Below are 26,525 nucleotides of genomic sequence, written 5' to 3' on the forward strand. Positions count from 1 at the left end.
GCTGAGCCTGAAACATGGAACGATTAAACTACTTCGCCCCGCAATGTTGCAGAGGTGCATTCGGTGACAAGTACGTTGACGTACTGGCCTTTTGCATGATTCCCTTTCGGGAAAACGACCATTTTGTTCTGGTCATTCCGGCCACAGAGGTAGTCCTCAGAGCGTTTGGAGGTTCCTTCGATCAGGATACGTTGTACCTGACCGATATGACGTTGGTTCCGTTCTGAAGAGTGCGCTAGTTGCCGGGCGATAATCTCATTCAACCGCCGTTTTTTTACGTCTTCAGGGATGTCATCCGCATATTTTTTAGCGGCTAGCGTACCAGGACGTTCCGAATAGGCAAACATGTAAGCGTAGTCATAGCGGACATAATCCATAAGCGACAGCGATTCCTGGTGTTCCTCTTCGGTTTCGGTGCAGAAGCCCGAAATCATATCGGTCGAGATGCCGCAATCGTCACCCAGAATCTCCCGGATTCGATCAATTTTGCCGATGTACCAGGGACGGTCGTAAGTCCGGTTCATCAGCTTCAATACCCGACTGTTGCCGCTTTGGGCCGGTAAGTGGATATAGTTACAGATGTTTTCGTACCGTGCCATCGTGTGCAGCACATCATCCGTAATATCTTTTGGGTGCGACGTTGAAAACCGTACGCGCAGGTCGGGATGGATAAGTGCCACCATTTCGAGGAGGTTCGCGAAGGTGGTAAGGGGCATAGTACTCGGAATAGGGTGCTCAGAATCTTTCTCCGCGCCTTCTACTCCTTGCTCCTTGCTCCCTGCTCCCTGCCATTTGTATGAATCCACATTCTGGCCGAGCAGTGTCACTTCGCGATAACCTTGATCGAAGAGGTCCTGTGCTTCGCGAACGATGCTATAAGGATCACGACTACGTTCGCGCCCACGAGTGAAGGGCACTACGCAGAAACTGCACATATTATCGCAGCCACGCATGATCGAAACGAAGGCTGTAACGCCGTTCGAATTCAGGCGGATGGGGGAAATGTCGGCGTAGGTTTCTTCGCGTGACAAAAACACGTTTACCGCTTTCTGGCCCGATTCAGCTTCTTCAACCAGTTTGGGAATGTCACGGTACGCATCTGGACCCGCGACAATATCAACTACTTTTTCTTCTTCCAGTAGCTTGACTTTCAGTCGCTCAGCCATACAACCAAGCATACCTACCAGTAGTTCAGGTTTTTGGCGTTTAAGGCCGGTAAGGTGTTTGAGCCGATGCCGGACTTTCTGTTCAGCGTTATCACGAATTGCACAGGTGTTTAAAAAAATAACGTCGGCATCTTCGGCCGATGAAGTAGTTGCAAACCCTGCATTTCGCATAACGGCTGCTACAATTTCGCTATCGGCGAAATTCATCTGGCAGCCATAACTTTCAATATAGAGCCGTTTTTTACCTACTGCCAACTCGTCTTCCGAGGTGCGTGGCAGATCAATCTGTTCCTTATCAGCCGGTTGTAGTATGGTAAGTTCGGGGATGAGCGTCATTGTTCGTCGTCAGTTGATAGTCAACAATCGTCAGTTAATAGTTTCTAACTTCGCTATGATCAGCGATGAACGACTATTAACTGACGACTAGTTTTACAAAATTACGAAGAAAGCCCCGATTATGCTGTCATTTTGGCAGGATATATGCCGTTAATTTCTCTTAAAGCTTAGCTGGATGTAGCAGTAAAAACAAAGAGATAGTTAAGCAAACAACGCTGGAACCATCGTTATTTGGCCTGTATAAGCCCAGCAGGCTGTGGCATTACCAACATAATCATTGATTTGAAGATGGGCGGTAACGATCACCCCGAAATTCCCATTCCAGCGGCCAATAGGGCTATCGGGAGGAAGTGTAGGCGGTCTGGATTCGGAGAGGCCATAGTACACAAGCTGCTCATCCCTAGGAGCATTGTCTTTAAAATACGTAGCAATCATGAGTTTATTTATGGGTATATATGGGTAATGCTTAGAAGGGGTAACCGATCCCAAAGTTGATGACCAACGGGTTAGGCCCGCTCGATAACTTACTCAGGGAGAATTCAGGGAGGGTAAATCGTTTGTCAACGGGCTCCCCGCTCGTTGGATCAATATATCTCCGGGCAGGGTCCCATACTTTGATACCGCCGTCGAATCGGATCACAAAAAAGGAGAAATCGATTCGAAGACCAACGCCAGTACCAACGGCAATTTGTGGAATAAACGTATCGAACCCAAAGGTAGTGCCAGGGCGTTTCTCATTATATCTTATGTTCCAGACGTTCCCCGCATCCACAAAAATAGCCCCATTAACGTCGGCCCCAAGATGAAATAACCTACCTCGTAGCTCAGCCGACCCCTCGATAATCATATCGCCGGGTTTTTCAATGATATAAAGAAATTGTTGTTCATCAGGTGAACTGAATACAGGTTTGCCGCCTACTGTTTGTGGCCATTCGGAGCCAGGGCCTAATCGCCGGGGAAGCCAGGCTCGAATACTGTTGCTACCACCCGCGAAAAACAATTTTTCGTAAGGAGCGGTATTATTTGAGCCGTAGCCATATACTAACCCCGTATTGAATCGAAAGGCTAGCGTTGTACGTGGCCGCAGAGGAATGTAATGCCGGTAATCTAGGTTGAAGCGCAGGAATTTATAAAACTGTAACCCTGTAGTGTCGGTCGTTTTAAAAAACTTTCGTAGTTGCGCATCAGGAAAGAAGTTTAAGGTTGTTCCGCCTGATTCAATCACTGCACGGAGGAAATTAGCCCGATGATTTTGGTTTGGCGTATTCGTATTGTAGGTGTACGCAAAACTGAAACTTGAACTAATTGACCGCCGGAAGCTTAGATAGACTGTGCTTCCTGTCTTCTGTAGACTATCCAATTGATCTTTAAAAGCATCGCTTATAATCTTGTTGCTACCATCACCAGCATTAATCAGGTTAATGTCGGCAATAAAAAAACTGAATTGCTTAGCTGGTGTGGTTTGCCAGTTATAAGCCATGGATGCCCGAAGAAGTGATCGTCGAAAATCGGGTCTAAACGTATTGTTGAGACTTAAGCTGACTTGCGTACGAGGGGCATAGCGGTTAAACCCAAACCGAAGAGGACCAGGAAACAAAATTTGGGGGAAAGTCAGGGAGCTACTAACACCTAATTCCTGCGATTTATAAACAACTTTAGTGGGATTCGTTGGATCGACCACAAATCCGGTCTGAGCTTCTATTCCGTAGCGGGCAGAGACTTCGAAGGTTTCGAGTCCTCCCAGCATATTACGCACCCGGAAAATCAAGCTGCCAAAACCGCCCGGAAAGGCTTGCCCCTGATACAGCAGGCTGGTAGCACCTCCCTCTGCAGTAGCTTCGTACTTGTCTAATGGAGAGGCCGTTACGAGCGTTCGGAGTAATCGATTGGTACTATCAATGAAGTTGACATTGATGTATTTAAACTGGTTGAGCAGAAACAACTGGCGTTGGGTATCCCGGTAATTGGTCTGATTATACAACTGTCCGGGGCGAATCAGGATTTTGGCGTCTAATAATCGAGTCGAGAGATCGCGCCCACCCAATAAGTAAGTAATGCCGTTGCGATACACCGTATCCAGTGCAATTGGCGAAGTTGTTGTCGTGGAACTCCCCGACGCATCTATATCGGGACTGACGCGCACTTCCACATCGCCAATTCGATAAATTGGATGTGCCGATTTGCCGGGTGGATTGACAATCTGCAACGCTACATCTACATTTCGACGAGTCGAATCGCCGGGTTCGAGCTTGTCATGAAAACGACGATCATTACCCCGGCGTACCGTATCCACGTCAGTAGCCCGGATATACTGCCGCGAAAAAGTGTAATAACCTTGGTCACGCAAGAGCGTTTCAATGCGAATACGCTCATTCGCCATGTTATCAAAATCGAATCGTTCGCCGGTTTGGAGTTTTGATTTGTCAAATGATTGACGAACAATCGAGTCGACCCGAGGATCGGCAATCGTATACGTAATGTTGCGTAGATAAAAGCCTTCATTTTCGGTAATCAGGTAGTTTACCCGGATCTGCCGACGGCGTAAAGTATCGAGCGAATACGCCGTTTTTGCATTGAAAAAGCCTTTGTCAGAGAGGTACTTCTGCATTTTGGCTGCATTGGCTTTGGCATCGCTCTCTGCAAAATAAGAGGGAGGCTCCCCAAGGCTCCGCATGAGCCAGTTTCCTTCTTCGGCTTTTACGCGCAGATGCTTCAATTTCCGACCATACCGACGATTCAGTTTTTTTAGCGCCTGGGGTTGATCAGCTAATTGCTGGCTTTGCTCTTCAAATTCGTTAGTTTTGGCCTGTAACTCCTGTAGGGCCTTCTCGCGGTTGTACCGACTTGCGCCCAATTGATAGAACCAAAGTGGCGGAGTGATGGGGAGGGCCAGAATCCGACGGTTGGGTTTTTGGGGAATCAGGCTTTCCAGAGACTCACTCGAAATTGTATGATTGCCCCGTATCGTTTGCGCCGTCAGGATATACGAGTTTGTACGTAACTTCTTCGAACTCAAGCAACCGGATAAACCAATTAGAATTACGAGGTACGAATTACGAATTACGAATGGCAGCCAGCTTCTTACAAAACATAGCTTACCCAATAAATCGTAAATCGTAAATCGTAAATCGTAAATCAATTTCATGCTTTCTAAAAATCAACTTAAATATATTCAGTCGCTGCACCAGAAAAAATACCGGCAGCAGAATGGGGCATTTCTGGTCGAAGGGGCCAAGAGCGTTCAGGAAGTTCTACAGTCTGATTTTCAGATTGAACTTGTTGTCGCGACCGAAGCATTTTACAAAGAAAACGCTCGCTTAACAGACCACCAACGAACGCCCGTCGAAATTGCATCGGTTAGTGATCTTGAACGGGCTGGCACCCTCGAAAGTAATAATGCAGCGCTCGCTGTGGTCAAAACGAAAGAGAACCGTCCGCTATTGGCCGAACCAGGTGAGATCGCTTTAATTTTAGATGATATTCGGGACCCTGGTAACCTCGGCACCATTCTGCGAATTGCCGACTGGTATGGTGTCCGGAAAATTCTCTGCTCCGAAACCACAGCCGATGTGTACAACCCCAAAGTTATTTCGGCTAGCAAAGGCTCCTTTACCCGGGTGCAGTGGTGGTATGGCAATATCGTTGAGGTGCTGAATCAAAAAAACACTTCATTGGCTGTTTATGGCGCTTTTTTAGGCGGTGAGGATGTGCATACACTGGCATTTAGTCAATCGGGTTATCTGGTGATGGGCAATGAGTCGAACGGAATCCGCCCTGAAGTAGCGCAGTTCGTGACGCAACGTGTGACGATTCCGCGCTATGGCGATGCTGAGTCATTAAACGTTGGAATCGCTACCGCTGTTTTATTGGATAATATTCGACGGGTTAATGCGAGGCAGTAAAGTATGTAAGACAGGTTTTTTCGACAGGATTGACAAGATTTACAGGATTAATTCTCTAAAATAATCCTGTAAATCTTGTCAATCCTGTCGAAAACTTTTTCCTTTTAGCTCATTAAAAAGAGCTTATCCTACACTCGCTATAAATCGCCATCAATGAGCGAGTGTTCGTTCCGTATCTTCGTGAAAATGAATGTTTCAATGTATCGGGCGCTGGGGTTGTTCTTTATACTGGTGGCTACTGCGGCTTTTTTACCTCAGGAAACACCTCCCGAGGGAGAGCAGGTATACGCCCGATTTCTTGCTGATAAAAGTCGGTTTCATCAGCAGGTTCAGCAACTGGCAACCTATGTACAAAGCGATGCTCCCCAGGATTCACTACAGGCGGCTTTCAAACGAAGCCGGTTAGGGTACAAGCGTCTCGAATGGCTATTGGAATATTATCAGCCCGTTTTGGCGAGTCGCGTCAATGGCCCCCCGGTCGTAGAAGTTGAAGTAGATGAGCCTGGTGAGGTTCTTATGATGCCCCGCGGTTTGCAAGTTATTGAGCCTTACCTATTTCCCGCTTACGATCGAACGCAAAAAGACAGCTTAGCTCACGAACTAAAGATATTACTATCGTACTCAACCCGATTGGAGCAGGGTATACCCGCTAACAAACTATCGGATACCGATATTTTAGAGGCCATACGGGAGGAACTTTTCCGGTTATTGACCTTGGGGATTACTGGATATGATGCGCCCGAAGTCCAGACCGGATTACCCGAAGCTGCCGTTGTTCTTAGTACCCTTCATGAAACATTCCAACCGTATGCCAAACGTCTTCCTGATGCGTTAGCAACGCAGATAGAAAAGAACTGGCTAGCCGCTATACAGGCTGTAAGCCAGGCCTCTGGTTTTAGTAGTTTCGACCGGGTTGCATTTATTCGGGAACAACTCTATCCACTTTGTAATGTACTACAGCAGGCTCGACAGACGCTAGGCGTTGGGGTGACAGTTAGTGGCCGGTTTCTGTCGCCTATGGTTGCCACACTCTCTGATTCGGGCGCTTTCCGACCCGATTACTTGATCAACTTTGGTGATTTTAGGAGTTCTCCGCAAAAAGTGGCGTTGGGTAAAGTGCTGTTTTTTGATCCCTTATTATCGGGGAATAATGCCAGGAGCTGTGCTTCGTGCCACCAGCCAGAGCGGGCGTTTACCGATGGTCGCGTGAAAAGCCGGGCGTTTCGGGGGCGGAAATCGGTTCTGCGAAATGCGCCTACCTTACTGAACGCTGGCTTGCAAAATGTCCAGTTTTATGATTCGAGGGTGTTTTATCTGGAAGACCAGGCCCACGATGTGCTCAAAAATGCCCACGAGATGCGTACGTCTCCTGATGAAGTCGTTCGTAAACTGTTGGGAAGCAGTGAGTACAAAAAAAGGTTTACTGAAGCTTTCTCGGGCGGCTTGACGGCCCCGAACGTACGCAACGCACTGGCGTGTTACATCCGTAGCCTGACGAGCCTTAATTCCCGATCTGACCGCTATCTGCGTAGAGAAGAGGTGTCACTAACGGCTGACGAAAAGCTAGGATTCAACTTGTTTTTAGGCAAAGCCCGCTGTGCAACCTGCCATTTCTTCCCCATTTACAATGGCTTTGTGCCCCCCCATTTCGACAAGACTGAAAGTGAACTAATTGGTGTACCCAAACGCCGGAAAATCAAAAACGCCCAAATCGACTCAGATTTAGGGAAGTTTATGACGTACCAGAAAGAACTCCATCGGTTTGCGTTTAAAACGCCAACGGTACGTAATGCCGCTCTTACCGCTCCTTACATGCATAATGGCGTTTATAAAACACTCGATCAGGTTGTGGATTTCTACAACCGGGGTGGGGGACGAGGAATTGGTATTCATCTTGATGGACAAACCTTAGCCGAAAAGCCCCTCGATCTGACGCCTGTAGAACAGAAAGCACTGGTTTCGTTTCTAAACTCATTAACGGATACAACCGGCCTTACTAGCCGCCCGACTCAGTTGCCAATTATTGAACGTGAGCCCACCTTGAATCGGCGGAAGCTAGGTGGCAGGTACTAAACGGCTAGTTGGCGAGCCTTACTTTGGCTTGTAAACCAATCTGGAGCTTAATTCCGGGGTCGTAGTTTATTGTCAATGCATGTACCTCAGTATTATCCGGAATGCTCACCAGATGTTTTAACTGCAGTGTATCGGAACTGGTAGGAACTCGATTGCCAGACCAGATGCTGGGATCGTTCCAGTTTCCCGATTTAAGCGTGAACATAGGGCCTGAACTAATCACTGTGAAGACATCCTGTACGCAATTCTTGCTATCTCTTACGGTGTAGGTGCTGGTAGTGCCAGCTAATGGGTTAATAACAATCGAACGGGTAGAGGCCGAGAAGCCTGTATTGGTAGAACTGCTCCATTGATAATCGCTTAGATAACTGGCCGTTAGCGTCATTGATTGCCCAGGTGGTACTGTCAGCGTCTGCGTTAAACCAACATCTTTCAGAACTGTGAACTGATCACTAATGACATAGTTTGAGGAAGAGCTTGGTTGAATAAACTTGGCATCCAGACGGTTATCTTCAACTTCGAAGTAAAAAGAGCCGCCCTGCAAGCGTTGTGTCGAAACCATCACGGCATGTGTTCCTAAGTTGGGGTTGGTTCCCAACGCTCCCGATGAGCCTGCAACAACGTAAACCGTGCCCTGTTTCTTCTTTTCCGATGTGCTCTTGTAGGCACAGGAGTTATCGGAGCCATCGTAACGCCCTGTACCATTGTCTTCGGGAAAGCGGTAGGCGGAAGGGTTCGCGCTGAAATCGCTCATGGGGCCATATTGATCATGAATTGGGTACGAACGCTCATAATTATGACTATGACCCAGCACAACCATATCGACGCCATAGCGTTCTAAAATAGGGTTAATGCGTTGACGGATAGCCGCTAAATCAGGGTCGCCTTCTGAACTATGCCCTCCCATACTGTAAGGTGGAAAGTGCAGATACACAATTTTCCATTTTTTTGTCGTGGCGGCCAGATCCTGCTTCAACCAGACTGTTTGCGGATGATTGAGCGTATCCGCGTAAAATTTAGTCGCTACCCCATTGACCGGACGAGTTCCGTAGCCATCCAACATAATGAAGTGAATAGGTCCATAATCGACGGAGTACCATTCTTTGGTTCCCGAAGCTACTCCGCCAGATTCAGCATTGGTTGGCAGGCTGAAATTTGAGAAATAGGGAATATTATGGTTAGCCGCAAGTGTGCTATTGTTGCTATAATCGTGATTGCCCGGTACCGAGAACAGCATCGAATTTTTCATGAGTGTGGTCTGGTAGGCCTCAAAAAAATTGATCTGATAGGCTGGGTCATCGCCATCATACGAATTATCGCCGATGAGCATCCAGAGATCGGTGGGCGTACTACCCCGATAATTCAGGAAGGCGTTCCGAACGTTTGTCTGGTTGCCATTGGGATTCATGCCACTATCACCAAAGGAAACCACCCGGATCTTACGTTTGGTGGTGGCAGATGGTGCAGTCAGAAAATAGTTATCAGACCCTTGCTGCAATACCTGCGTTGTGGTGCCCACGCTGTAGAAATACTGGCTGTCGGGGGTTAAACCCGTAATCCGAATTTCGTGCTCGGTAGCGCTGACCGCTTCGCTGACACTGGCAGATAGGTTACTAGCTGATAATCCGTAGCTTACTTTGCCTATTGTAGGTACATCGGTACGCCAGCGTATGCTGACTGCTGTTTGACTGCCCATTTGCAGGTAAGGCCCCCGCGAAATCGTTTGTGCACTAGTTAATGTCCAGATGAACCAGAAGAAGGTACTAACCAATAAAAAACGTTTCAATGATTGATAAGTTGACGGTAGAGGTATGTTCTATAGGATTGATGTTTAGAACGAAGAGTAAAAAGTAAACAGCTAATATACTAAAAAACGCATGACCATCTTTTAGGTAGTCATGCGTTTTTTGCTAACCAGAGTTAGGGGTAGGCTTCTGACGAATAGAAAGTTACATAAATGAACTCATCGCCGATTCATTCGCTAGTTCTTCGGCGTGCTCTTTGCCTAAATAACGGTCAATAAAATAATGGGCTACATAGAGGAGTGGCGTCAAAACAACTGCCGAGGTGGCTTTGTAGATATAATTGATGATCCCAACGGCCAGAACCTGACTTAACGACCAATTGCCGAAAACGTAAAAAGCAATTCCCAATACAACAAACGAATCGACTAACTGAGATACCAAGGTTGAACCGGTTGCCCGGAGCCATATTTTTTTACTTCCGGTAATCTTTCGGAGCGAGTGAAACACATATACATCCAGGATTTGCCCGATCAGGAAGGCAGTTAGAGAACCGATAATAATCCCTAATCCTTGCCGGAAAATCATTTGGAAGGCATTGTTAATATTAATGGCATTGCCAGCTGCATCTTTAGCGTTTACATCGAGCCAGAACTGAGCAGGCGGCAGCGTTGTAACAGCATAAATGATCAAGAAACTGTACCCAACAAATCCGGCTGTCAGGAATGAAATGCGCCGAACACCCGCCTTGCCAAAATACTCGTTGATGATGTCGGATGTGATGAATACAAACGGCCAGATAACCGCCCCTGCCGTTAGGTTAAAATCCAGAACAAAATCGCCGAGTAGATGAATTTGGGCGGGCTTGGTACCCAGCAGTGTTTCTACAGAGAAAATCTTAACCCCAATGATTTCGGCAATGAGTGCATTGGTCAGAAAAACGGCGCTCAGAAAGATGTAGAGGTTGGTTCGTTTATTGGTAAATGTGTAGGAAGGCATATTGATTTACGAATTTTGATGTACGATTTACGAATTATTGGTGATACCCCAAAATCGTAAATGGCACATCAAAATTCGTAAATCACTTACGCTTATACACGTCAGCTACCGCTGTTTTTTCGTATTGACCTGCCAGAGCCGGAGCACGCTGAAACAATTTACCAACTACATTCTCTCGGTCAATAATATAGTCGGGTGGGTCTTTTCGGAAATGATCGAATACATTGATAACTGCTTCGTAATCGTCCAGATTTTTTAAATCATATTTCGCTAAATCCCAGTTAAGATAAGGCGTAGCCAATTTGTTTTGTCGGTAAGCACTAAAATCTTCACCAATAATCAAGACACGTCGATCTTTAATATCGCCTGGTAGGGGCGAAGGTTTCACTTGTAGACTGCTTAAGCGCCCCAGTTCACCCCCCGGAATGAGGCCCAGAGCACCCTGGTAAAACAGCAACAAAATCAGGATGAACGTGATTAAAAAGGTCACCTCAGCCAGCCAGGCCCTACGAATACCTTCAAAGTAAAAATAGGTAAAGTAGGCCATTGGAGGAACAAAACTCAGAAAAACCATTGGCGCCAGAAAAGGCATTAATCCGATTGTCAACACGGCAATAACAAACCAGATAGCCATAATCTGCTGTATCCGTTGCTGAAAATTGACATACCGTCCTCCTCGATTGAGCAGGCTTAAAAAGCCAAGTACACCCAACCCTAATGGAATCAATAAGGAGGCTAACAGCGACTGGAAATCGGATAATGAATATTGTCGAACCCGAAATACTGATGACAGCAAATTCCGATTAAAATCGTCAAGGCTATCGTAGAGGTAGTAGAACAGCACCGTTGTGGCAAACGGGAATAAAAAACCAAATATCGACAGCGAATATTGCCGAAAGGTAGCGCCTGTATAAAAAAGCAGCGATAGGGCTGCCCAGATAATGAATAAGGCCGATGGTAGATAAAACAGAGCGGCAATACCAATATAAAAGCCTACTTCAAACACTTCGTCGGTAGCGCCCCTTCGGTCCATCTGCCGAATCAGTGTTCCGAAGGCTAATAGGAGAAAGCTCGTCGACATCAAAACCGGCGAAAGCGTGAGGCAGTCGAAGGAAATGTGCATGAACAGCATATAAATCAGGCCTGGCCAGAAGGAACGATCCGGATAAAGGTCCCGATTGTTCGTCAGGTAATTGAAATACACAATCTGGAATACCGATACCAGCAGCGCGGCCCCGTGCAACGCCAGTGGCGACCGCCCGAACACACTGTCGATTCCCCAATACACAAGCGCCGAGAGAGGGCTAATACTATCCCAAATATCGCGGTACAATAAATTCCCCTGACTTATCTGCTCGCCAACGATCATCCAGTTCAACTCCGGAATCAGCAACGGAAATGGATGGAGCAGGAGCGGTAAGCGAATCAACAACAGCAGCCCGAGCAGGCTGACGTATTGGTAAGGAAAATAAGATTGAAAGAAACGAAGCAAAGCAGTTATCAGTTAATAATCGATAGTCGTCAGTAATAGCATCATCTACCCTTGACTAACGACTAATACCGGTAAAATTACAGTCAATTTCGGCAGAACGGAAAAATGGGTGGATATTTGCAAAATAGATTAAGTGCCAATTAGTATGGAATCGAAACGACAGCAGAAAGTAGCTCGGCAGTTGCAGAAAGATTTAAGTGAAATTTTTCAACGCGAAGTGCCTCATTTATTCAACGGAGCGTTTATTACCGTTACCAGTGTGCGCGTTTCGCCCGATTTGAGTGTTGCCCGCGTTTATTTAAGTTTTCTGGCTACCAAGAATAAGCAGTTGTTGCTGGAAACAATTCAGGAAAAAGGGAAAGTACTGCGCCAGCACTTGGGCGAGCGGGTGCGTCACCAGCTTCGCATTGTCCCTGATTTAAGTTTTTACTTAGATGATACGGCTGAATACGCTGATAAAATGGATAAACTCTTCGCTGGTCTGGAAATTCCCCCTGCTCCGGATGAAGAGGAGGATAATGAGTAAATTGTGAATGAGTGAATGAGTGAATGAGTGAATAACGGCAATGGCTGGTTTCACTTATTCGCTCATTCACTCATTCACTCATTCATAAAGAAGAATGAACCTTCCTGCCTGGATTGCCCGTCGTTATTTTTTCTCCCGTAAGAAACGCAGCTTTATTAGTTGGTTGTCTATCCTGTCGATGCTTGGCGTAGGTGTTGGAACGATGGCCTTAGTCGTCGTGCTGTCGGTTTTTAATGGTATGGATGAGCTGAACCGACAGATTTTCAAGACGTTTGAAGCAGATATAACTGTTTCGCCAAAACAAGGGAAACGGTTTTTGGCCCCACCAGCCTTGCTATCGCGCTTGCAACAGGTATCAGGTGTCCATCTGCTGACATCTGTAGCGCAGGATAACGCGCTGGGCCGTTATGCGAATGGAACAACCGTTGTGAAGCTTAAAGGAGTGGATGATAACTACCTGCAACGGCAACAGCTCGATTCGGCGTTGCTGGAAGGCAAACTGTTGTTACGTCGCAATGGCGTGAATTATGCCATTGTAGCCGAAGGCGTCCGAAACGATCTGAGCATTTCACCCGTCGATATTCTGACGCCACTCGAAATTCTGTACCCGCAAAGTGGGCAGAGTTTCAGCGTGCTCAATTCCGATGCCTTTAACCGGGAGTTACTGACGGTGGCGGGTGTATTTTTCATCGAATCGCGCTACGATAATTTCGTACTGGCTCCATTAGCCGTAGCACGATCCCTATTTAGCTATAAGCCAGATGAAGTAACGAGTCTCGAAATTCAATTACAACCCGGTGCGAAAGAGCAGGTTGTCAAGCAGGCTCTGCAGGCAGTGCTGGGTGATAAGCTGCTGGTACAAACCCGTGACGACCTGAATGTCGACCTTTATCGGGCTATTTATATCGAAAAATTATTCGTTGCACTGACGCTTTCCTTCATTATTCTGGTTGCGTCAATCAATATCTTCTTTTCGTTATCGATGTTGGTAATTGAGAAGAAAAGCGACATCCAGATTTTATTTGCCTTAGGCGCTACGAAGAATATGGTCCGGCGGATTTTCCTGACTGAAGGAGCGATTATTGCCTTAACAGGTGCTTTTACCGGTCTGGTGCTTGGTGTCTTTATTTGTCTGGCGCAGGGACAATACGGATTTATTCGGATGGGAACCGTTAGTTCAATTATTGATGCCTACCCGGTACGCCTAGATGTTCGGGACATTGCGCTGACTAGTGTTCTTGTTGTCTTGATGACTGTCTTAACGTCCTGGTTTCCAGCCCAACGGGCGGCTAATAGTCAACAGTAATACGTTAAGTGTATTAGGTAATTAGGTTGTACCCATGGGTACAGATAACTAGTACTCGTCCAGTTTAGTTTCTATAGATTCTTTGGATTCTATCTTCTTTGATTATCAGGATAGTAGGACCAACCGCGCGGGCGGCCCCGAGAGTCTATAGAATCCCCTAGAATCTAGTTTGCCAAAGCACTAGGCTTCAACGGTTGTTCCAGCATCAGCCGTAATGACATACGCTTTTCCGCCTTCCCGCTCAATCGCTTCAGCTACCTTCTCGGGATCGTTCGGCGCGTAGACGAACATGCAGCCACCACCACCTGAACCATTAATTTTCCCGCCGAGAGCCCCGGCGTTTAAAGCAGCGTCAAGCATACGGTCAATTTTAGGCGTGCTGATACGCTGTGCTTCCCGGAGATTGGTTTGGTGATTGGTTAACAATTGACCAAACCGCACGTGGTCGAGACCAACAGGATTGTGTAGGACAGTTAGCGCATCGCGCAGAATGTCGCGATTCTCGATATTGCCTTTCAGCAGAATATAATCGTCTTTGCTCAGGATGTCTTTGAACTCGGTTACCTCAGTAATCTCGGAATCGGTCAGCGAAAACGTGGGACTAATGGATTTCAACCGGGCAACAATATCGAGCATACCGAATTTTACCCGCTTCAAAATCCCAATGGTATCCTTCGGCTCCTGCGAATCGCCCAGAACAAATGTGCCTAAGGCTGGATTCAGTTTTTCTAAATGAATCTTCGGTTGCGATTCCAGATAGATAATATGGCCAACAGCGGTCGAGTAGTGGTCCATCATGCCGCCTGGTTCGCCAAACTCCAGAACTTCGGCTACATAAGCCAGTTCGGCTAGTTTTTCCTGTGGCAGTTGCTGGGGAGAATCGGACAGTTGCGTGAGCACATTGAGCCAGGTAACGAGCAGCGCCGACGAACTTGACGTACCTGAATTAATCGGGATATTGCCATGGACTTCACCCTCAATTCCTTTTGAGAACGTAAAGCCCTCGCGTAGCAACACATTTACGGCCGAGCGGAAGTAATCGCGTATTTCTGGATAAGGGAGCTGTGTCCCATCAAAAGGAATATCAACCGACTGACCGATATCGGGGAGATTCAACCGGAAGCCGGGTTGTGTAGTTGTCGTGGCTTCAATCTGAATCCGACGTGAAATAGCTGCGGCAATAACGGGCAGACCCAGATAATCCTGATGTTCACCAAAAAGGCAAATGCGGCCTGGTGTTGAAACTTTCATGTTGAGCGAAAAGGGGCAAGGGGTGCTAAAGGTTCACAAAGTAACACGTATTACGTCACTTGTAAATCTTTAGCACCCCTTGCGTTTAGATAATATTACCAGCTCGTTTTTTTGTAGCCTACTGTAGCGTAATAGAGTATATAGCCAAACAAGGGTAGCAACAATCCGTAAGCCATTTTAGGGTTAATATGGTCAAACAAATAGCCATGTAACGGAGGCAGAATAGCCCCACCTGCAATTGCCATGATGAGTAGAGCCGAGCCTATTTTTGTGAATTTTCCCAGACCATTCAAGGCCAGAGGCCATATGGCAGGCCAGGTTGGTGCAATGGCAAAACCGAGTAACGCAACACAGAGAATAGACGTGAACCCATCAGTAACCAATGCACCGACGGTTAGAATGATGGCCAGAATCATTCCGAAACGGAGTGAGTTCTGCTGTGAAATCCAGCGTGGAATAGCCACAATACCAAGCAGATAACCCGCTAATAAGCCATAAAGAGTATACTCGGTAAAGTATTTAGCTTCGTCGTTACCGAAACCGATGGCTTTACCATAGTTGATAATCGTATCGCCCGAAATAACTTCGGCACCTACGTAGCAGAATAGTGCTATAACACCCAGAACCAGGTTAGGGAACTGCCAGACGCTCGTGTGAGAAGTGGCATCTGAAGGTAGATCGTCCTGTTCTTCAGATACTTCAGGTAAATTGGATAACCGAATCAAGCCTGCCAATACGATCAATATCGCTGTAAGAACCAGATAGGGAGTGACTACTTTTTCTAAACTCTGAGGACCTACAGCTACACTGGCACCCGTTAGAAACAAACTACCAAACACCCGCTGACTAATAATGCCCGCCATTTTATTCGCAATACCCATAAAGCTAATACGCTGGGCTGCACTTTCGCGAGGGCCAAGGATGGTAGCGTATGGGTTAGAGGCAGATTGTAATACGGTCAGACCAACGCCGATCAGGAACAAACCCACCAGAAACAATGGGTACGAAAACGCACGGGCGGCTGGTACAAAAACCAGTGTGCCAACTGCCATAGTGAGCAAACCTAATGACATGCCATTTTTGAAGCCAGTACGTTTCAGTAAGGCCGATGATGGAATGGCCATCAGCGTATAGGAAATAAAAAACGCAGAGGCTACGAGACTTGAGCCAACTGTACTCAGATTGAATGCCTGCTTGAAAAAGGCCATCAATACACTATTTGTCCAGGTAACGAAGCCAAAAACGAAGAAGAGAGCGCCAATAATAAGTAAAGGACCCGTGTAATTCTGAGATTTTGGCGGAGCAGTAGTTGGTGTCATTGACTGGTTCGTAGGTTAAGCCGGTAAAGGAAATGACTTTTTAAAATTTTTTACAAATTAAAACGAGAAGTTGATTAATCAGCAACTATCCCGTTAATAGTTATCCGTCAAGCCGAAAATAGGCTTATTCGTTTTCCACTTGCCACGGGTGAAATCGGGGACTTCAACGGGCTTGCTGCCACCTGCAATACTTTGTTCCGACAAGGGACTGATGGCGCTCCAGACGGCCGCATCATACACATCGATTGGGGGAGCGGTTTTTGCTTTGATCGACTCGATAAACGCCCGAAGTACAAAGAAATCAATGCCACCGTGGCCCGCATTCTCAGCCGTTTGGGCATGACGTTTCCAGAGTGGGTGGTCGTATTTTTCCTGATAAGGAGCGAAGGGTTCCCAGTTGTGGGCTTTGGGGGTGACACCTTCCAGATAGATCATATCGTTATCGTCCATCCAGATACCGTTGGTACCTTGTGCTCGGAAACCGAGTGAATAGGGGCGGGGGGAGTTGGTATCGTGAATGATGACGATATTCTCGCCATTGGCGCACTGAAGTGTTGTGGTGACAACATCGCCCAGTTTAAAATTAACCTTGGCGTTTGGGTGGTTGGGACCACCTTTGTCGACAACGTATTTATGAAGACCCCGGCTTTTGGTAGCCATACTGGTCAGATGAGTGAAGCGATTGCCCCGGTTAATATCAAGCCAGTGCGCAACGGGGCCAAGACCGTGGGTAGGATAAATGTCGCCGTTACGATCAACCGAATGCTGCGTGCGCCAGCGAGCTTCTGAATATCCTTTCGCGCCAAACTCTGCACCTACACCACCAATCGATTTGCCATCGTTGAATTTGATGTTTCGTAGATCGTGCTGATAACCACAATGCGCATAGACCATCTCGCCAAACATGCCTTTCCGAATCATGTTTAAGACCGATAACACATCACGTCGGTAGCAAACATTCTCCAGAATCATGCAGTGTGACCCTGTTTTCTCGAACGTATTGACCAGATCCCAGGATTCTTTGAGCGTCACGGTTGCCGATACTTCAACGCCCGCGTATTTGCCCGCTTGCATGGTAGCTACAGCCATCGGAACGTGCCATTCCCAGGGAGTTGCGATTACAACGCCGTCGATGTCATCGCGTTTGAGCATGTCCTTGAAAGCCTCATCGCCTTTTGTATAGGCAACCGGGAGCTTACGACCCTTCTTTTCAATCATCGCATTGGTGCGACTAATCGCTTCGGGGTCAGGGTCGCAAATAGCGGTAATCTCTACATCATCGCGGAAGAGCGCCTGATCAACATGGCTTCGTCCTCGTGCGCCAACCCCAATAAAGGCCAGACGGACTTTCGGGTCTGCCGGTTTCGCACCAGTTAGAATAGTTGGAAAAACAGAGGTAGCAGCACCCGTAAGGGCGGCTGTTCGAATAAACTGACGACGAGTAGGCGATTGCATAAGGGTGACCTTGCGTATAAACGATTAACCTGTCAAAGAACGAGATTTCAGGTCAAAAAACATACGCCAAAGCTTTCCTTCTGACAGGATTTACAGGATGAACAGGATTTTCTTCTACTAAACTAATCCTGTTCATCCTGTAAATCCTGTCGAAAACACTTCTGGTTATCAGAAATTCCACCAAACAGCTCTTGGGTAGGAGGCATTCAACACCACAGGTTCTCCAATTTTAGGCGTTGTTACGTCGAAGCCCTCTTTTTCGGCTTTTTTCATAAGTCGCTTAATAGGCTCGTTCCAGGCGTGGTATGATAAAGAAAATTTAGCCCAGTGTACAGGAAGTAAGACTCTGGCCCGCAAATCCTGAGCCGCCGATATTACTTCCTCGGGCATCATGTGGATGTTAGGCCAGTCTAGACCATATTGCCCACATTCTAGAATGGCCAGATCAAATGGCCCGTATTGATCACCGATTGTCTGGAAGTGTTTTCCATATCCTGAATCGCCACCCAGAAACAGCTTGTAACCGTGTAGATTCAGTACGTAAGAAGTCCAGAGCGTTTTACCACGGGTAAAACTACGTCCCGAAAAATGGCGTGCGGGTGTGGCGGTCAGGTCAATGCCATCGGCCACGGGTTGATGCTCCCACCAGTCGAACTCCACAATCCGGTCGGCCGGAACACCCCAGCGTTCGAGGTGGGCACCCACGCCTAAAGCGGTGTAGAATTTTTTGACTTTCGGAATCAGTTTTACAACGGTCTCATAATCAAGGTGGTCGTAATGGTCGTGAGAGAGAATCAGATAGTCGATGTTGGGCATGTCATCGACACCATAGGTGTTTGATCCGGCAAAGGCTCCTCCGAAAAACGATACGGGCGAGGCATGGCCACTGAAAACGGGATCGAGCAAAATGGTCACGCCTTTCGATTTAATCAGGTAAGACGAATGCCCGAACCACACAATTGTGGGTTTGGCATCATCTAAGGCTTTAAGGTCCGTTTTTACCGAGGGTATTGGCCTGGGCGGAATATTGTCTTTATCTTTTTTTATAAAGTCACGCATCATGCCCACATACGATGCGTTCTCTCGCATAACCTCTGTAGGCTCTAAATTCTGGAATGAACCATTCTTATAGTTTGGTGATTGCTGAATACGTTCTAATCGGGCTTCGGCTGGGTCCTGGCCAAATGGACTCTGTTTCATAAACAAGAACACAGCAGCTACTAACCCAATCAATACAAGTACGGTAATTAACATGGCGGTCTTAAATCGTTTCATGGGGGCAAAACGGGGACTGTCGTTGTCCGGTTCCATTGCAGGCTAAGGATTTGATGGGCGGTAATGATAGAATAATAAAAGGTTCGTGGTAACAAATGCCGATGGCCAATTAACTTACCGGAGCGAAGGTTTTCTTTCTTATTTTAGCCACACATTTAAGCAAACTATAACTAGGTCTGTGCTATGATTCAGTTCGTTCGTAACTACGATGATCTTTCTACCGATAAGGGATTTCAGTTTTCGTTTCGGTGTGATAAGTGTGGAAATGGATACATGTCTCATTTTCAAACAAATAATCTGGGTGTTGCTGGCGAACTACTCAATATGGCAGGCAGTGTTTTCGGTAGTTTTTTTTATGAAGCAGGTAACGCCACGCGTAATATGCAGCGGGCTATTGGCGGAAAAGCGCATGATGATGCACTGACTAAAGCCGTTCAGGAAGGGAAAACGCATTTTCATCAGTGTACGCGTTGTGGGCAGTGGGTATGTCCAGATGTTTGTTGGAATGCCAGTGCAGGGCTTTGTGAAAGTTGCGCACCAGACGAACGGGAAGAATTGGCTGCTCAGCAAGCCTTAGCTACTTCGGAGCAAATTCGCGACAAAACTCGACAGGTAGATTATACACAACACCTTGACTTCAATCAGCGGGCTGCTGTTGTTGCCTGTACGAACTGTAGTGGTAAGCTGGCACCAACTGACAAGTTTTGTCCCTCTTGCGGAACACCTAATGGGCAAATTCAAAAAGCAGAACGGTTCTGCACCAACTGTGGAGCGAAAGCCAAAGCGGATCAGAAATTCTGTTCTGACTGTGGAACGGGTATCCCCACTTAGCTCGCCCTGTACCCCTAAAAAACACATTATTGAGGAAATCCCATCTTCCCCTTTTTGAACGAAACTAGGGTAAGATGGGTTACTAACATGATTGCACACTAAGGAGCGTTCTGGCTACACGCTCTGCTGTCTGCCTGTGTTGTACACAAACTTTGTAACGACAGGTTGATTGACCTTTTTTAGATTCAGTTTATGATTACTTCTGGAACGGATGTTCCCCAAACAAGTGTCCCCCGGACAAATAGTCCACGGGTAGCTGTGTTTCGGAAAGAACATTTCAATGCGGCACATCGTCTGAACAATCCCAATTGGTCCGATGAAAAGAATGCACGTGTTTATGGCAAGTGTAATAACCCCAATTTTCATGGGCATAACTACGAGTTAGTTGTGCAGGTTATTGGCCCCATTGATCCTGAAACTGGCTACGTCATTGATATGAAATACCTTGGCGAGCTGATGCAGAAACATGTCATTGATCGCTTCGATCACAAAAATCTGAATCTGGATACCGTGGAATTCGCTGACCTGAACCCATCGGCAGAGAATATCGCCATCGTAATCTATACTCTTTTACGAAATCAGCTAAGCGAGGGCTTAGAGCTTAAAATCAGACTGTATGAAACAGAACGGAACTTCGTCGAATATCCCGTCTAATGGACGAACGTTTACGGATATCCATAAAAATGGGTATTACAACGACGAATTAGTGGACGAGTTGGGTGATGATCATGGAACAACATCCATCGATACACCCATGCGTGATGATGCCTTTGCCCTTGATGATGACCTCAAAATTGACCTTATTGAAGAACATTTCCGTGAAATCATGAACATTCTGGGTCTCGATCTGACCGACGACAGTCTGAAAGGATCGCCCCGGCGTGTAGCCAAGATGTACGTGAAGGAAATCTTCAGTGGCCTGAATCCAGCCAATAAGCCAGCGTCAACGCTGTTCGACAATAAGTTTCAGTACAATGAAATGCTGCTCGAAAAAGATATTACGGTTCAGACGTACTGCGAGCACCATTTTGTACCGATCATTGGTAGAGCGCACGTTGCTTATATATCGAGCGGAAAGGTCATTGGCTTGTCGAAACTGAACCGAATTGTGGAGTATTTCTGCAAACGCCCTCAGGTACAGGAACGCCTGACGGTGCAGATTGCGAACGAATTGAAGCGTGTTCTGGAAACGGAAGATGTTGCTGTGATTATCGACGCTAAGCACCTGTGCGTGTCGACACGCGGTGTGCGCGATTTGAACAGCACCACGATCACCTCGTCGTATAGTGGCAAGTTTGAGCAGGAAGCTACCCGCCAGGAGTTTCTGCGCTACGTAGCCCAGCCAAGTGTAGGACTTTAAGAAAGTTATAAGGTTGAAGGGTTGAATAGTTGTAAAGTTGACTGATCTGTTCAGTAACTCTACAACTATTCAACCCTTCAACCTTATAACTCAAATTCTATACAATCGGGCCTACGCGCTCCAAAATGGCCTTTGATTTCCGAATGCCTTCATATTCTTCTAAACCATTTCCTTCGTATTCGATACCGATAATTCCTTTGAAACCGCTGTCTTTCACGATTTTTAGAATACGGTTATAGTCGGTTTCTACGCAATTGCCATTGGCATCGAAGTCATAGAATTTAGCCGATGCGCCTTTGGCAAACGGCATTAGCTCGCTTGTGCCTTTGTATCGATCATATTCTTCCAGGCACTTGTGTCCTTCGCCGTGTTTAATACAGAAGTTACCAAAGTCGGGGAGGGTACCTACGTTTTTCATGCCTACCTGTTTCATCACGCCCGACAACCACTGACCGTTTGACGAGTAGCCGCCGTGATTTTCTACGATGACGTTGATATTCATGGTTTTAGCAAATTCACCCAACTTACCCAATCCATCAACGGCCGCTTTAGAAACCTCTTCGGCAGTCCCTTGTCCGGCAGCATTAACCCGAATCGTTTTGCAACCCAGATACTTCGCGCATTCAACCCATTTGTGATGATTTTCAACCGCTTTCGACCGCTCGGCAGCGTCTGAAGCCCCCAGATTCCCTTCCCCATCAATCATGATCAGGTTGTTGGTAATACCGTTGTCTTTGCAGCGGGTTAGTAGATCATTCAGATAGGTTTTATCCTGTGCTTTATCTTTAAAGAACTGGTTAACATACTCAACAATGCTGATGTCGAACTCTTTACGGGCAATGCCGGGAAAATCCAGATTCGTAATTTTCTTGCTGAACAGGGCTTTGTGTAATGACCACTCAGCCAGGGAAATATCGAAGAACATCTTTTTGGCTGATGTTTCGGCAAAAGCAGTTGGCATAACAGCCATGGCAGCCAGCGAGCCAGCAGCTTGTTTTAAAAACGAACGACGGTTGGAGGTCATAACTCGTAACGTTTGTAGTTTAGCGTTTGAAGTTGGTAGTTTGATGTCTGAAGTCCAATTACTGGAATCAGTGCGTTACTCTATAAACGATAAAGCGCGAACAATATACCCTACTCATTCATGATTTCATTCGACACTATACAAGAGGCTCACGACCGTATTAGGCCTTATATTCACCGCACGCCTGTTCTGACTAATCAAACGATCAATGATCGCGCTGGGGCAGAGCTATTTTTTAAGTGTGAGAATTTTCAGAAAATAGGCGCTTTCAAAGCGCGGGGAGGTCTGAATGCCATCCTGCAAGTTGTTCAGAATAAGGAAGGTAATGCCATTACAACGCACTCGTCAGGCAACCATGCGCAGGCTGTTGCCTTTGCCGCTCGTCAGGTTGGCTTACCTGCGTATATCGTGATGCCGCGTACGGCTCCACAAGTCAAGAAAGATGCCGTTCGAGGGTATGGGGCAGAAATCATCGAATGCGAGCCCACGCTTGAAGCCCGCGAAAACGGCGTTCGGGAAGTGATCGAACAGACAGGAGCCGTATTGGTTCACCCCTTTGATGACGATCGTGTTATTGCAGGGCAGGCTACGGCGGCTAAAGAATTGATTGAAGATGCTGGAACAGACGTGCCATTCGATATAATTATGGCCCCGGTTGGGGGAGGAGGCTTGCTGAGTGGAACGGCTCTGACAACACATTATCTATCGCCCAAAACGCGTGTGATTGCTGGAGAACCTGAAGGGGCCGCCGATGCTGTTTTATCGATTCAAAGTGGCCGTGTAGAAAAAGCGCCCTTTATTAAAACAATTGCGGATGGATTGATGACCACACTCAGCGAGCGGACTCTGGCCATTATTCAAGCCCACGTTTCGGATATCATGACCGTATCAGATGAGGAGATTGCTGCAGCTATGCGACTGGTTTGGGAGCGTATGAAGATCATTATTGAGCCATCGAGTGCGGTGCCATTAGCAGCTGTGTTGAAACATGAAAATCAGTTTGCCGGGCAGAAAATCGGCATTATCGTAACAGGCGGAAATGTCGATTTAGGAAAACTGCCGTTTTAACTCCTGTATTTAATCATGGCTAATTCTAACTTTTCTAGTGTGGAAAATGGCTCCATTGCTTACATAGTTAAAGCTACTAGTTGACCTATTTGCAATGTATCGGCTTCAGCATTTTTACTAGGTGCAAAAGCCAGTAGATCAAACCTTGGCGGCTCAGTTCTTGGTGGTAATATCCTTTGTACTTCTATATCATTCAACTTTAAATTTTCGCCAGGTTTATAAGTAGAATCTCCTTCAACAAGGGTAGCAATAATCATAGGTTTCATTTTTGCCGTTTTTAATATATACTCAATTTGTAGTATGGCAACCATTGCAATAATGATAAGAGTAATAAATGCTTGGTTTTAAAGGAATGTCAGATAAAATCTTACTTCAACCAATTACTCCCGAACAAACCTATCCACTCCGGCATTCGGTGCTGTGGCCCGACAAACCATTTGATTATGTGAAGGTGGACAATGATGATGAAGGCCATCATTTTGGGGCGTTTCTGAATGACGAGTTAGTGGCTGTAATCTCACTATTTGTCAAAGGGGAAGATAGCCGTTTTCGCAAATTTGCCGCCCGGCCCGACTGCCAGCGACGAGGTATTGGCACACTGCTTCTTAACCATGTCATTGCTGAGGCAACGCGTCTTGGGGCTGTCACCCTCTGGTGTGATGCCCGGCTTGATGCGGCTGACTTCTACCGACGTTTCGGCATGGAAGCAGTGAGCGATGTGTTTTATAAAGGACCTATCGCCTATGCTAAATTTTCACGCATTTTAGATTAATATGTCCACAGAGGCACGGAGAGAACACGGAGTTTTATTATTGATCATAATTCTAGGCTCTCCGTGCCTCTGTGGACACGCTATTTTTTGGCTATAAATCGCCAGGGAGGGCAAATCATAACCAAATGATTATGCAGGGGGTTGAGTAATTGAAACATTTACTCAACGATGAAAACAACAACGATCATTCTGACAGGTATAGCTCTGTCTGCCTCCCTGGTGGGGTGTAACACAAAAAAAGAGACCAATCAGACTGGAGAAACGGTTACAACAGTCGATACGACGATTAATTTACCGGCTCCGTTCGCAACAAAATCGGCGAAGAACTTCAGTAATGTGGTTGGCTGGCCAGAAGGCAAAACGCCCCAGGCCCCTGCCGGTTTTATGGTTACCGAGTTTGCCCGCGATCTGGCGAGCCCTCGCTGGATATACGTGGCGCCCAATGGCGACATCTTCGTGGCCGAAGCCAATACGGAGCGGACTGGTGCTAAAGCCAAAGTTATCAATGCTGTAACGGGGCGTAATAAGTCGGAGCGCGAAGGAACCAGTGCGAATCGAATTACCCTCTTTCGGGATACCAACAACGATGGTAAGCCCGACTTAAAAGAAACATTCCTGACAGGGCTTGATCGGCCGTTTGGGATGCTGGTTTTGGGTAACAGTTTCTATGCGGCTGGTACGGGCGCGTTAATGCGCTACGATTACAAGCCTGGTCAAACGAAAATAACAGCACCCGGCAAGAAAATTCTGGACTTACCGGTGGGCGGCTACAACAATCACTGGACGCGAAACTTACTAGCCAGTCTCGACGGAAAGAAGATTTTCGTTACCGTTGGTTCTGGCAGTAATGTGGGCGAACACGGCCCCGAAAACGAACTCCGGCGGGCGAATATTCTGGAAATTAACCCCGATGGGTCCGGCGAGCGTATTTATGCCAGTGGATTACGAAACCCAGTTGGGATGGGCTGGCAGCCTACAACTAAAGTTTTGTATACGGCTGTTAATGAACGGGACGAACTAGGCGATGACTTGGTACCTGATTACCTGACCAGTGTGAAAGAAGGCGCATTTTATGGCTGGCCTTATTCGTATTACGGCCAAAATGAAGATCCGCGCCGGAAAGGGGAGCGCCCCGATTTGGTTAAAAAAGCCATTGTCCCCGATGTGCCATTAGGATCACATACGGCTTCCTTGGGCTTGGCCTTCTATGATAAAACACAGTTTCCTGAAAAATACCGAAACGGTGCCTTTATTGGTCAACATGGCTCCTGGAATCGGTCGCAACTGGTGGGTTATAAAGTTGTATTTGTGCCGTTTCAGGATGGTAAACCCGGAAAACCAGAAGATTTCTTAACCGGTTTTCTGGGAGACAATAATAAAGATGTATATGGCCGGCCCGTTGGCGTAACTGTATTGCCTGATGGAGCTATGCTTGTGGCCGATGACGCTTCTGGTCGTATCTGGCGGGTATCTGCTATAATGCGATAGCGGTTTAGTTTTCTGATTGTCGAGCAATTGAGGCAGATAGTCCTTTGTTGAGGTTGGCAGAGCAAACCAGTAGCAAGGTTCGCAAGATATGCTCTGAAATGTGGGCAAAATAGGGGCTTACATTTGGCAAGTAGTGGGTGAGTCATGGTTAAGTTTTGGTCGACTTAAACTTACCCAGGACCACCCATTTGTTCAACTATAAATCTAGCGTACAGAAGTCTGGAACATTTCGTACGAATGTTGGCTACCCCTCTAAATACCTAAGCCAAGTATCAAACAACATACACTTTGGCGCCAGCAAATAAAAGATCATCTTTAATAGTCTCTGCCTCATACTTCGAAATTCCTTCTTTTATGATCACGAGCCCTGCTCTGGTTGCATCTACCAAACTTTTTGCCTCACTTAAACTTAAACCCGTATTGGCTTTTATAGCTATAATGACAGCGGTTAGATTATCACCAGGATAATTCAAAATAACATCATAGCCCGTTTTGGCTTCCATGGTGGGTACGATTACAATCAATACACTAGGTGTTTTTGTTGCTTATCCTACTTGTGGACAAGGATTACTTGAATAGTACTTAGATCGACACCAGACTCTGTCTCTAACACTACCCGAATCATCGTATCGGAGAGGGTGACCAGTACACTTCTAGGGGTCCACCGCTGGGTTTCGGTAAATAGATACTCCCAAAGGCTGTCCGTTGCTTGGTCTCGGCTTCCTATACGCTGAATTTTTAGCCTCACTCCGTTGCCTTGCCACATGGCACGATAAGAAAAAGCAATGATATACTCACCTGATTGAGAGAGGATAATATCTTGATAGAACCCCATCTGAGGGCCTAGCCTAATAAATGTTTTATCATCTTCGGTAAGTACAAGGTCACTATCCGGAACAAACTTGAATCCTGTTCGTGTCCAGTTAGAAAGTCCCTGAGCAAAATCAGAGTTTTTAATCAGGTTTAAGTCCATGAAGGAATAGGTCAGTTACCTTCTCTGCTAAGGGTTTCGGTTTTTCTCAAGCTGATATGCCCCTTAGAAGACTTTTGTAGCCCAAAGTCACATCTGGGTAATTAAAAAGAGAAAATTTCTTGTTGACCAGAATAGTGGGGATAATTAAAAAATCGGGTAGTGCTTGC

Annotated in this window: 24 protein-coding genes; 10 read left to right on the forward strand and 14 right to left on the reverse strand. The window is 46.6% G+C overall.

Translation table 11 applies throughout. The annotated features are described in order from the left end of the window. Positions 1–23 precede the first annotated feature (23 nt). The 3 genes from miaB to tamL form a co-directional block, all read right to left on the reverse strand. Positions 24–1,502, reverse strand: coding sequence for a tRNA (N6-isopentenyl adenosine(37)-C2)-methylthiotransferase MiaB (gene miaB / locus ACYVGR_RS13765; RefSeq protein ID WP_460957517.1), 1,479 nt, complete (start codon positions 1,500–1,502; stop codon positions 24–26). 201 nt (positions 1,503–1,703) lie between these two features. Continuing rightward, a complete protein-coding gene (locus ACYVGR_RS13770) occupies positions 1,704–1,937 on the reverse strand; it encodes a hypothetical protein (protein ID WP_460957519.1) in 234 nt (77 codons plus the stop codon). Positions 1,938–1,968: 31 nt separating this feature from the next. Then, positions 1,969–4,647, reverse strand: coding sequence for a translocation and assembly module lipoprotein TamL (gene tamL, locus ACYVGR_RS13775; RefSeq protein WP_460957521.1), 2,679 nt, complete (start codon positions 4,645–4,647; stop codon positions 1,969–1,971). Here tamL and ACYVGR_RS13780 point away from each other — a divergent pair. Both ACYVGR_RS13780 and ACYVGR_RS13785 read left to right on the forward strand, forming a co-directional pair. Further along, positions 4,646–5,404, forward strand: a complete 759-nt coding sequence (locus ACYVGR_RS13780) for a TrmH family RNA methyltransferase (protein WP_460957523.1) — start codon at positions 4,646–4,648, stop codon at positions 5,402–5,404. The two genes, tamL and ACYVGR_RS13780, sit on opposite strands and share 2 nt — an antisense overlap. Before the next feature lie 186 nt (positions 5,405–5,590). Further along, on the forward strand, positions 5,591–7,477 hold the full coding sequence (locus ACYVGR_RS13785; protein WP_460957525.1) for a cytochrome-c peroxidase: 1,887 nt from the start codon (positions 5,591–5,593) through the stop codon (positions 7,475–7,477). Between the two features lie 4 nt (positions 7,478–7,481). Here ACYVGR_RS13785 and ACYVGR_RS13790 read toward each other — a convergent pair whose 3' ends face one another. The 3 genes from ACYVGR_RS13790 to ACYVGR_RS13800 all read right to left on the reverse strand — a co-directional run bounded on the left by ACYVGR_RS13790 (position 7,482) and on the right by ACYVGR_RS13800 (position 11,710). Then, a complete protein-coding gene (locus ACYVGR_RS13790) occupies positions 7,482–9,263 on the reverse strand; it encodes a purple acid phosphatase family protein (protein ID WP_460957527.1) in 1,782 nt (593 codons plus the stop codon). Between the two features lie 163 nt (positions 9,264–9,426). After that, a complete protein-coding gene (locus ACYVGR_RS13795; RefSeq protein WP_460957529.1) occupies positions 9,427–10,218 on the reverse strand; it encodes a queuosine precursor transporter in 792 nt (263 codons plus the stop codon). Positions 10,219–10,300: 82 nt separating this feature from the next. Beyond that, positions 10,301–11,710: a hypothetical protein gene (locus tag ACYVGR_RS13800; RefSeq protein WP_460957531.1), complete on the reverse strand. Its 1,410-nt coding sequence runs from the start codon at positions 11,708–11,710 to the stop codon at positions 10,301–10,303. Positions 11,711–11,855: 145 nt separating this feature from the next. Here ACYVGR_RS13800 and rbfA point away from each other — a divergent pair, with 145 nt between their 5' ends. After that, complete coding sequence (gene rbfA / locus ACYVGR_RS13805; RefSeq protein WP_460957533.1) at positions 11,856–12,236, forward strand: 30S ribosome-binding factor RbfA; 381 nt, start codon at positions 11,856–11,858, stop codon at positions 12,234–12,236. A gap of 94 nt (positions 12,237–12,330) precedes the next feature. Further along, positions 12,331–13,542, forward strand: a complete 1,212-nt coding sequence (locus ACYVGR_RS13810) for an ABC transporter permease (protein WP_460957535.1) — start codon at positions 12,331–12,333, stop codon at positions 13,540–13,542. Between the two features lie 180 nt (positions 13,543–13,722). Here the strand turns inward: ACYVGR_RS13810 and ACYVGR_RS13815 are convergent, their stop codons facing one another. The 4 genes from ACYVGR_RS13815 to ACYVGR_RS13830 form a co-directional block, all read right to left on the reverse strand. Then, on the reverse strand, positions 13,723–14,793 hold the full coding sequence (locus ACYVGR_RS13815) for a mevalonate kinase family protein (RefSeq protein WP_460957537.1): 1,071 nt from the start codon (positions 14,791–14,793) through the stop codon (positions 13,723–13,725). A gap of 95 nt (positions 14,794–14,888) precedes the next feature. Continuing rightward, positions 14,889–16,112, reverse strand: coding sequence for a sugar MFS transporter (locus ACYVGR_RS13820; RefSeq protein ID WP_460957539.1), 1,224 nt, complete (start codon positions 16,110–16,112; stop codon positions 14,889–14,891). Positions 16,113–16,205: 93 nt separating this feature from the next. After that, positions 16,206–17,567 (reverse strand): Gfo/Idh/MocA family protein, encoded by a 1,362-nt coding sequence (locus ACYVGR_RS13825; RefSeq protein ID WP_460957541.1) that lies wholly within the window; start codon positions 17,565–17,567, stop codon positions 16,206–16,208. 168 nt (positions 17,568–17,735) lie between these two features. Then, positions 17,736–18,842: an MBL fold metallo-hydrolase gene (locus ACYVGR_RS13830; protein ID WP_460957543.1), complete on the reverse strand. Its 1,107-nt coding sequence runs from the start codon at positions 18,840–18,842 to the stop codon at positions 17,736–17,738. Positions 18,843–19,025: 183 nt separating this feature from the next. Between ACYVGR_RS13830 and ACYVGR_RS13835 the strand changes: the two genes are divergently transcribed. The 3 genes from ACYVGR_RS13835 (at position 19,026) to folE (ending at position 21,033) form a co-directional block, all read left to right on the forward strand. Continuing rightward, the gene (locus ACYVGR_RS13835) at positions 19,026–19,673 is read left to right on the forward strand and encodes a zinc ribbon domain-containing protein (protein WP_460957545.1); all 648 of its coding nucleotides are present in this window, start codon (positions 19,026–19,028) and stop codon (positions 19,671–19,673) included. A gap of 192 nt (positions 19,674–19,865) precedes the next feature. Then, positions 19,866–20,327, forward strand: coding sequence for a 6-pyruvoyl trahydropterin synthase family protein (locus tag ACYVGR_RS13840; RefSeq protein WP_460957547.1), 462 nt, complete (start codon positions 19,866–19,868; stop codon positions 20,325–20,327). Then, positions 20,290–21,033 carry a GTP cyclohydrolase I FolE gene (gene folE, locus ACYVGR_RS13845; RefSeq protein WP_460957549.1) on the forward strand — a complete coding sequence of 248 codons (744 nt, stop codon included), beginning with the start codon at positions 20,290–20,292 and terminating at the stop codon, positions 21,031–21,033. Before ACYVGR_RS13840 ends, folE begins: the two co-directional genes overlap by 38 nt. Before the next feature lie 97 nt (positions 21,034–21,130). On the opposite strand, the gene ACYVGR_RS13850 is transcribed toward folE, so the two are convergent. Then, positions 21,131–22,057, reverse strand: coding sequence for a sugar phosphate isomerase/epimerase family protein (locus ACYVGR_RS13850; protein WP_460957551.1), 927 nt, complete (start codon positions 22,055–22,057; stop codon positions 21,131–21,133). A gap of 120 nt (positions 22,058–22,177) precedes the next feature. Here ACYVGR_RS13850 and ACYVGR_RS13855 point away from each other — a divergent pair, with 120 nt between their 5' ends. Next, complete coding sequence (locus ACYVGR_RS13855; protein ID WP_460957553.1) at positions 22,178–23,125, forward strand: threonine ammonia-lyase; 948 nt, start codon at positions 22,178–22,180, stop codon at positions 23,123–23,125. A gap of 59 nt (positions 23,126–23,184) precedes the next feature. On the opposite strand, the gene ACYVGR_RS13860 is transcribed toward ACYVGR_RS13855, so the two are convergent. Further along, positions 23,185–23,436 carry a hypothetical protein gene (locus tag ACYVGR_RS13860; RefSeq protein WP_460957555.1) on the reverse strand — a complete coding sequence of 84 codons (252 nt, stop codon included), beginning with the start codon at positions 23,434–23,436 and terminating at the stop codon, positions 23,185–23,187. 41 nt (positions 23,437–23,477) lie between these two features. On the opposite strand from ACYVGR_RS13860, the gene ACYVGR_RS13865 reads away from it, so the two are divergent. Both ACYVGR_RS13865 and ACYVGR_RS13870 read left to right on the forward strand, forming a co-directional pair. After that, entirely contained in the window at positions 23,478–23,897 is a 420-nt protein-coding gene (locus ACYVGR_RS13865) for a GNAT family N-acetyltransferase (RefSeq protein ID WP_460957557.1), read from the forward strand. Positions 23,898–24,065: 168 nt separating this feature from the next. Further along, positions 24,066–25,385 (forward strand): PQQ-dependent sugar dehydrogenase, encoded by a 1,320-nt coding sequence (locus tag ACYVGR_RS13870; RefSeq protein ID WP_460957559.1) that lies wholly within the window; start codon positions 24,066–24,068, stop codon positions 25,383–25,385. A 272-nt stretch (positions 25,386–25,657) separates the two neighbouring features. Here ACYVGR_RS13870 and ACYVGR_RS13875 read toward each other — a convergent pair whose 3' ends face one another. Then, entirely contained in the window at positions 25,658–25,888 is a 231-nt protein-coding gene (locus ACYVGR_RS13875; RefSeq protein WP_460957561.1) for a ribosomal protein L7/L12, read from the reverse strand. Between the two features lie 47 nt (positions 25,889–25,935). Next, positions 25,936–26,358: a hypothetical protein gene (locus tag ACYVGR_RS13880; protein WP_460957563.1), complete on the reverse strand. Its 423-nt coding sequence runs from the start codon at positions 26,356–26,358 to the stop codon at positions 25,936–25,938. Positions 26,359–26,525: the final 167 nt, after the last annotated feature.

The sequence above is a fragment of the Spirosoma litoris genome (assembly GCF_054776755.1).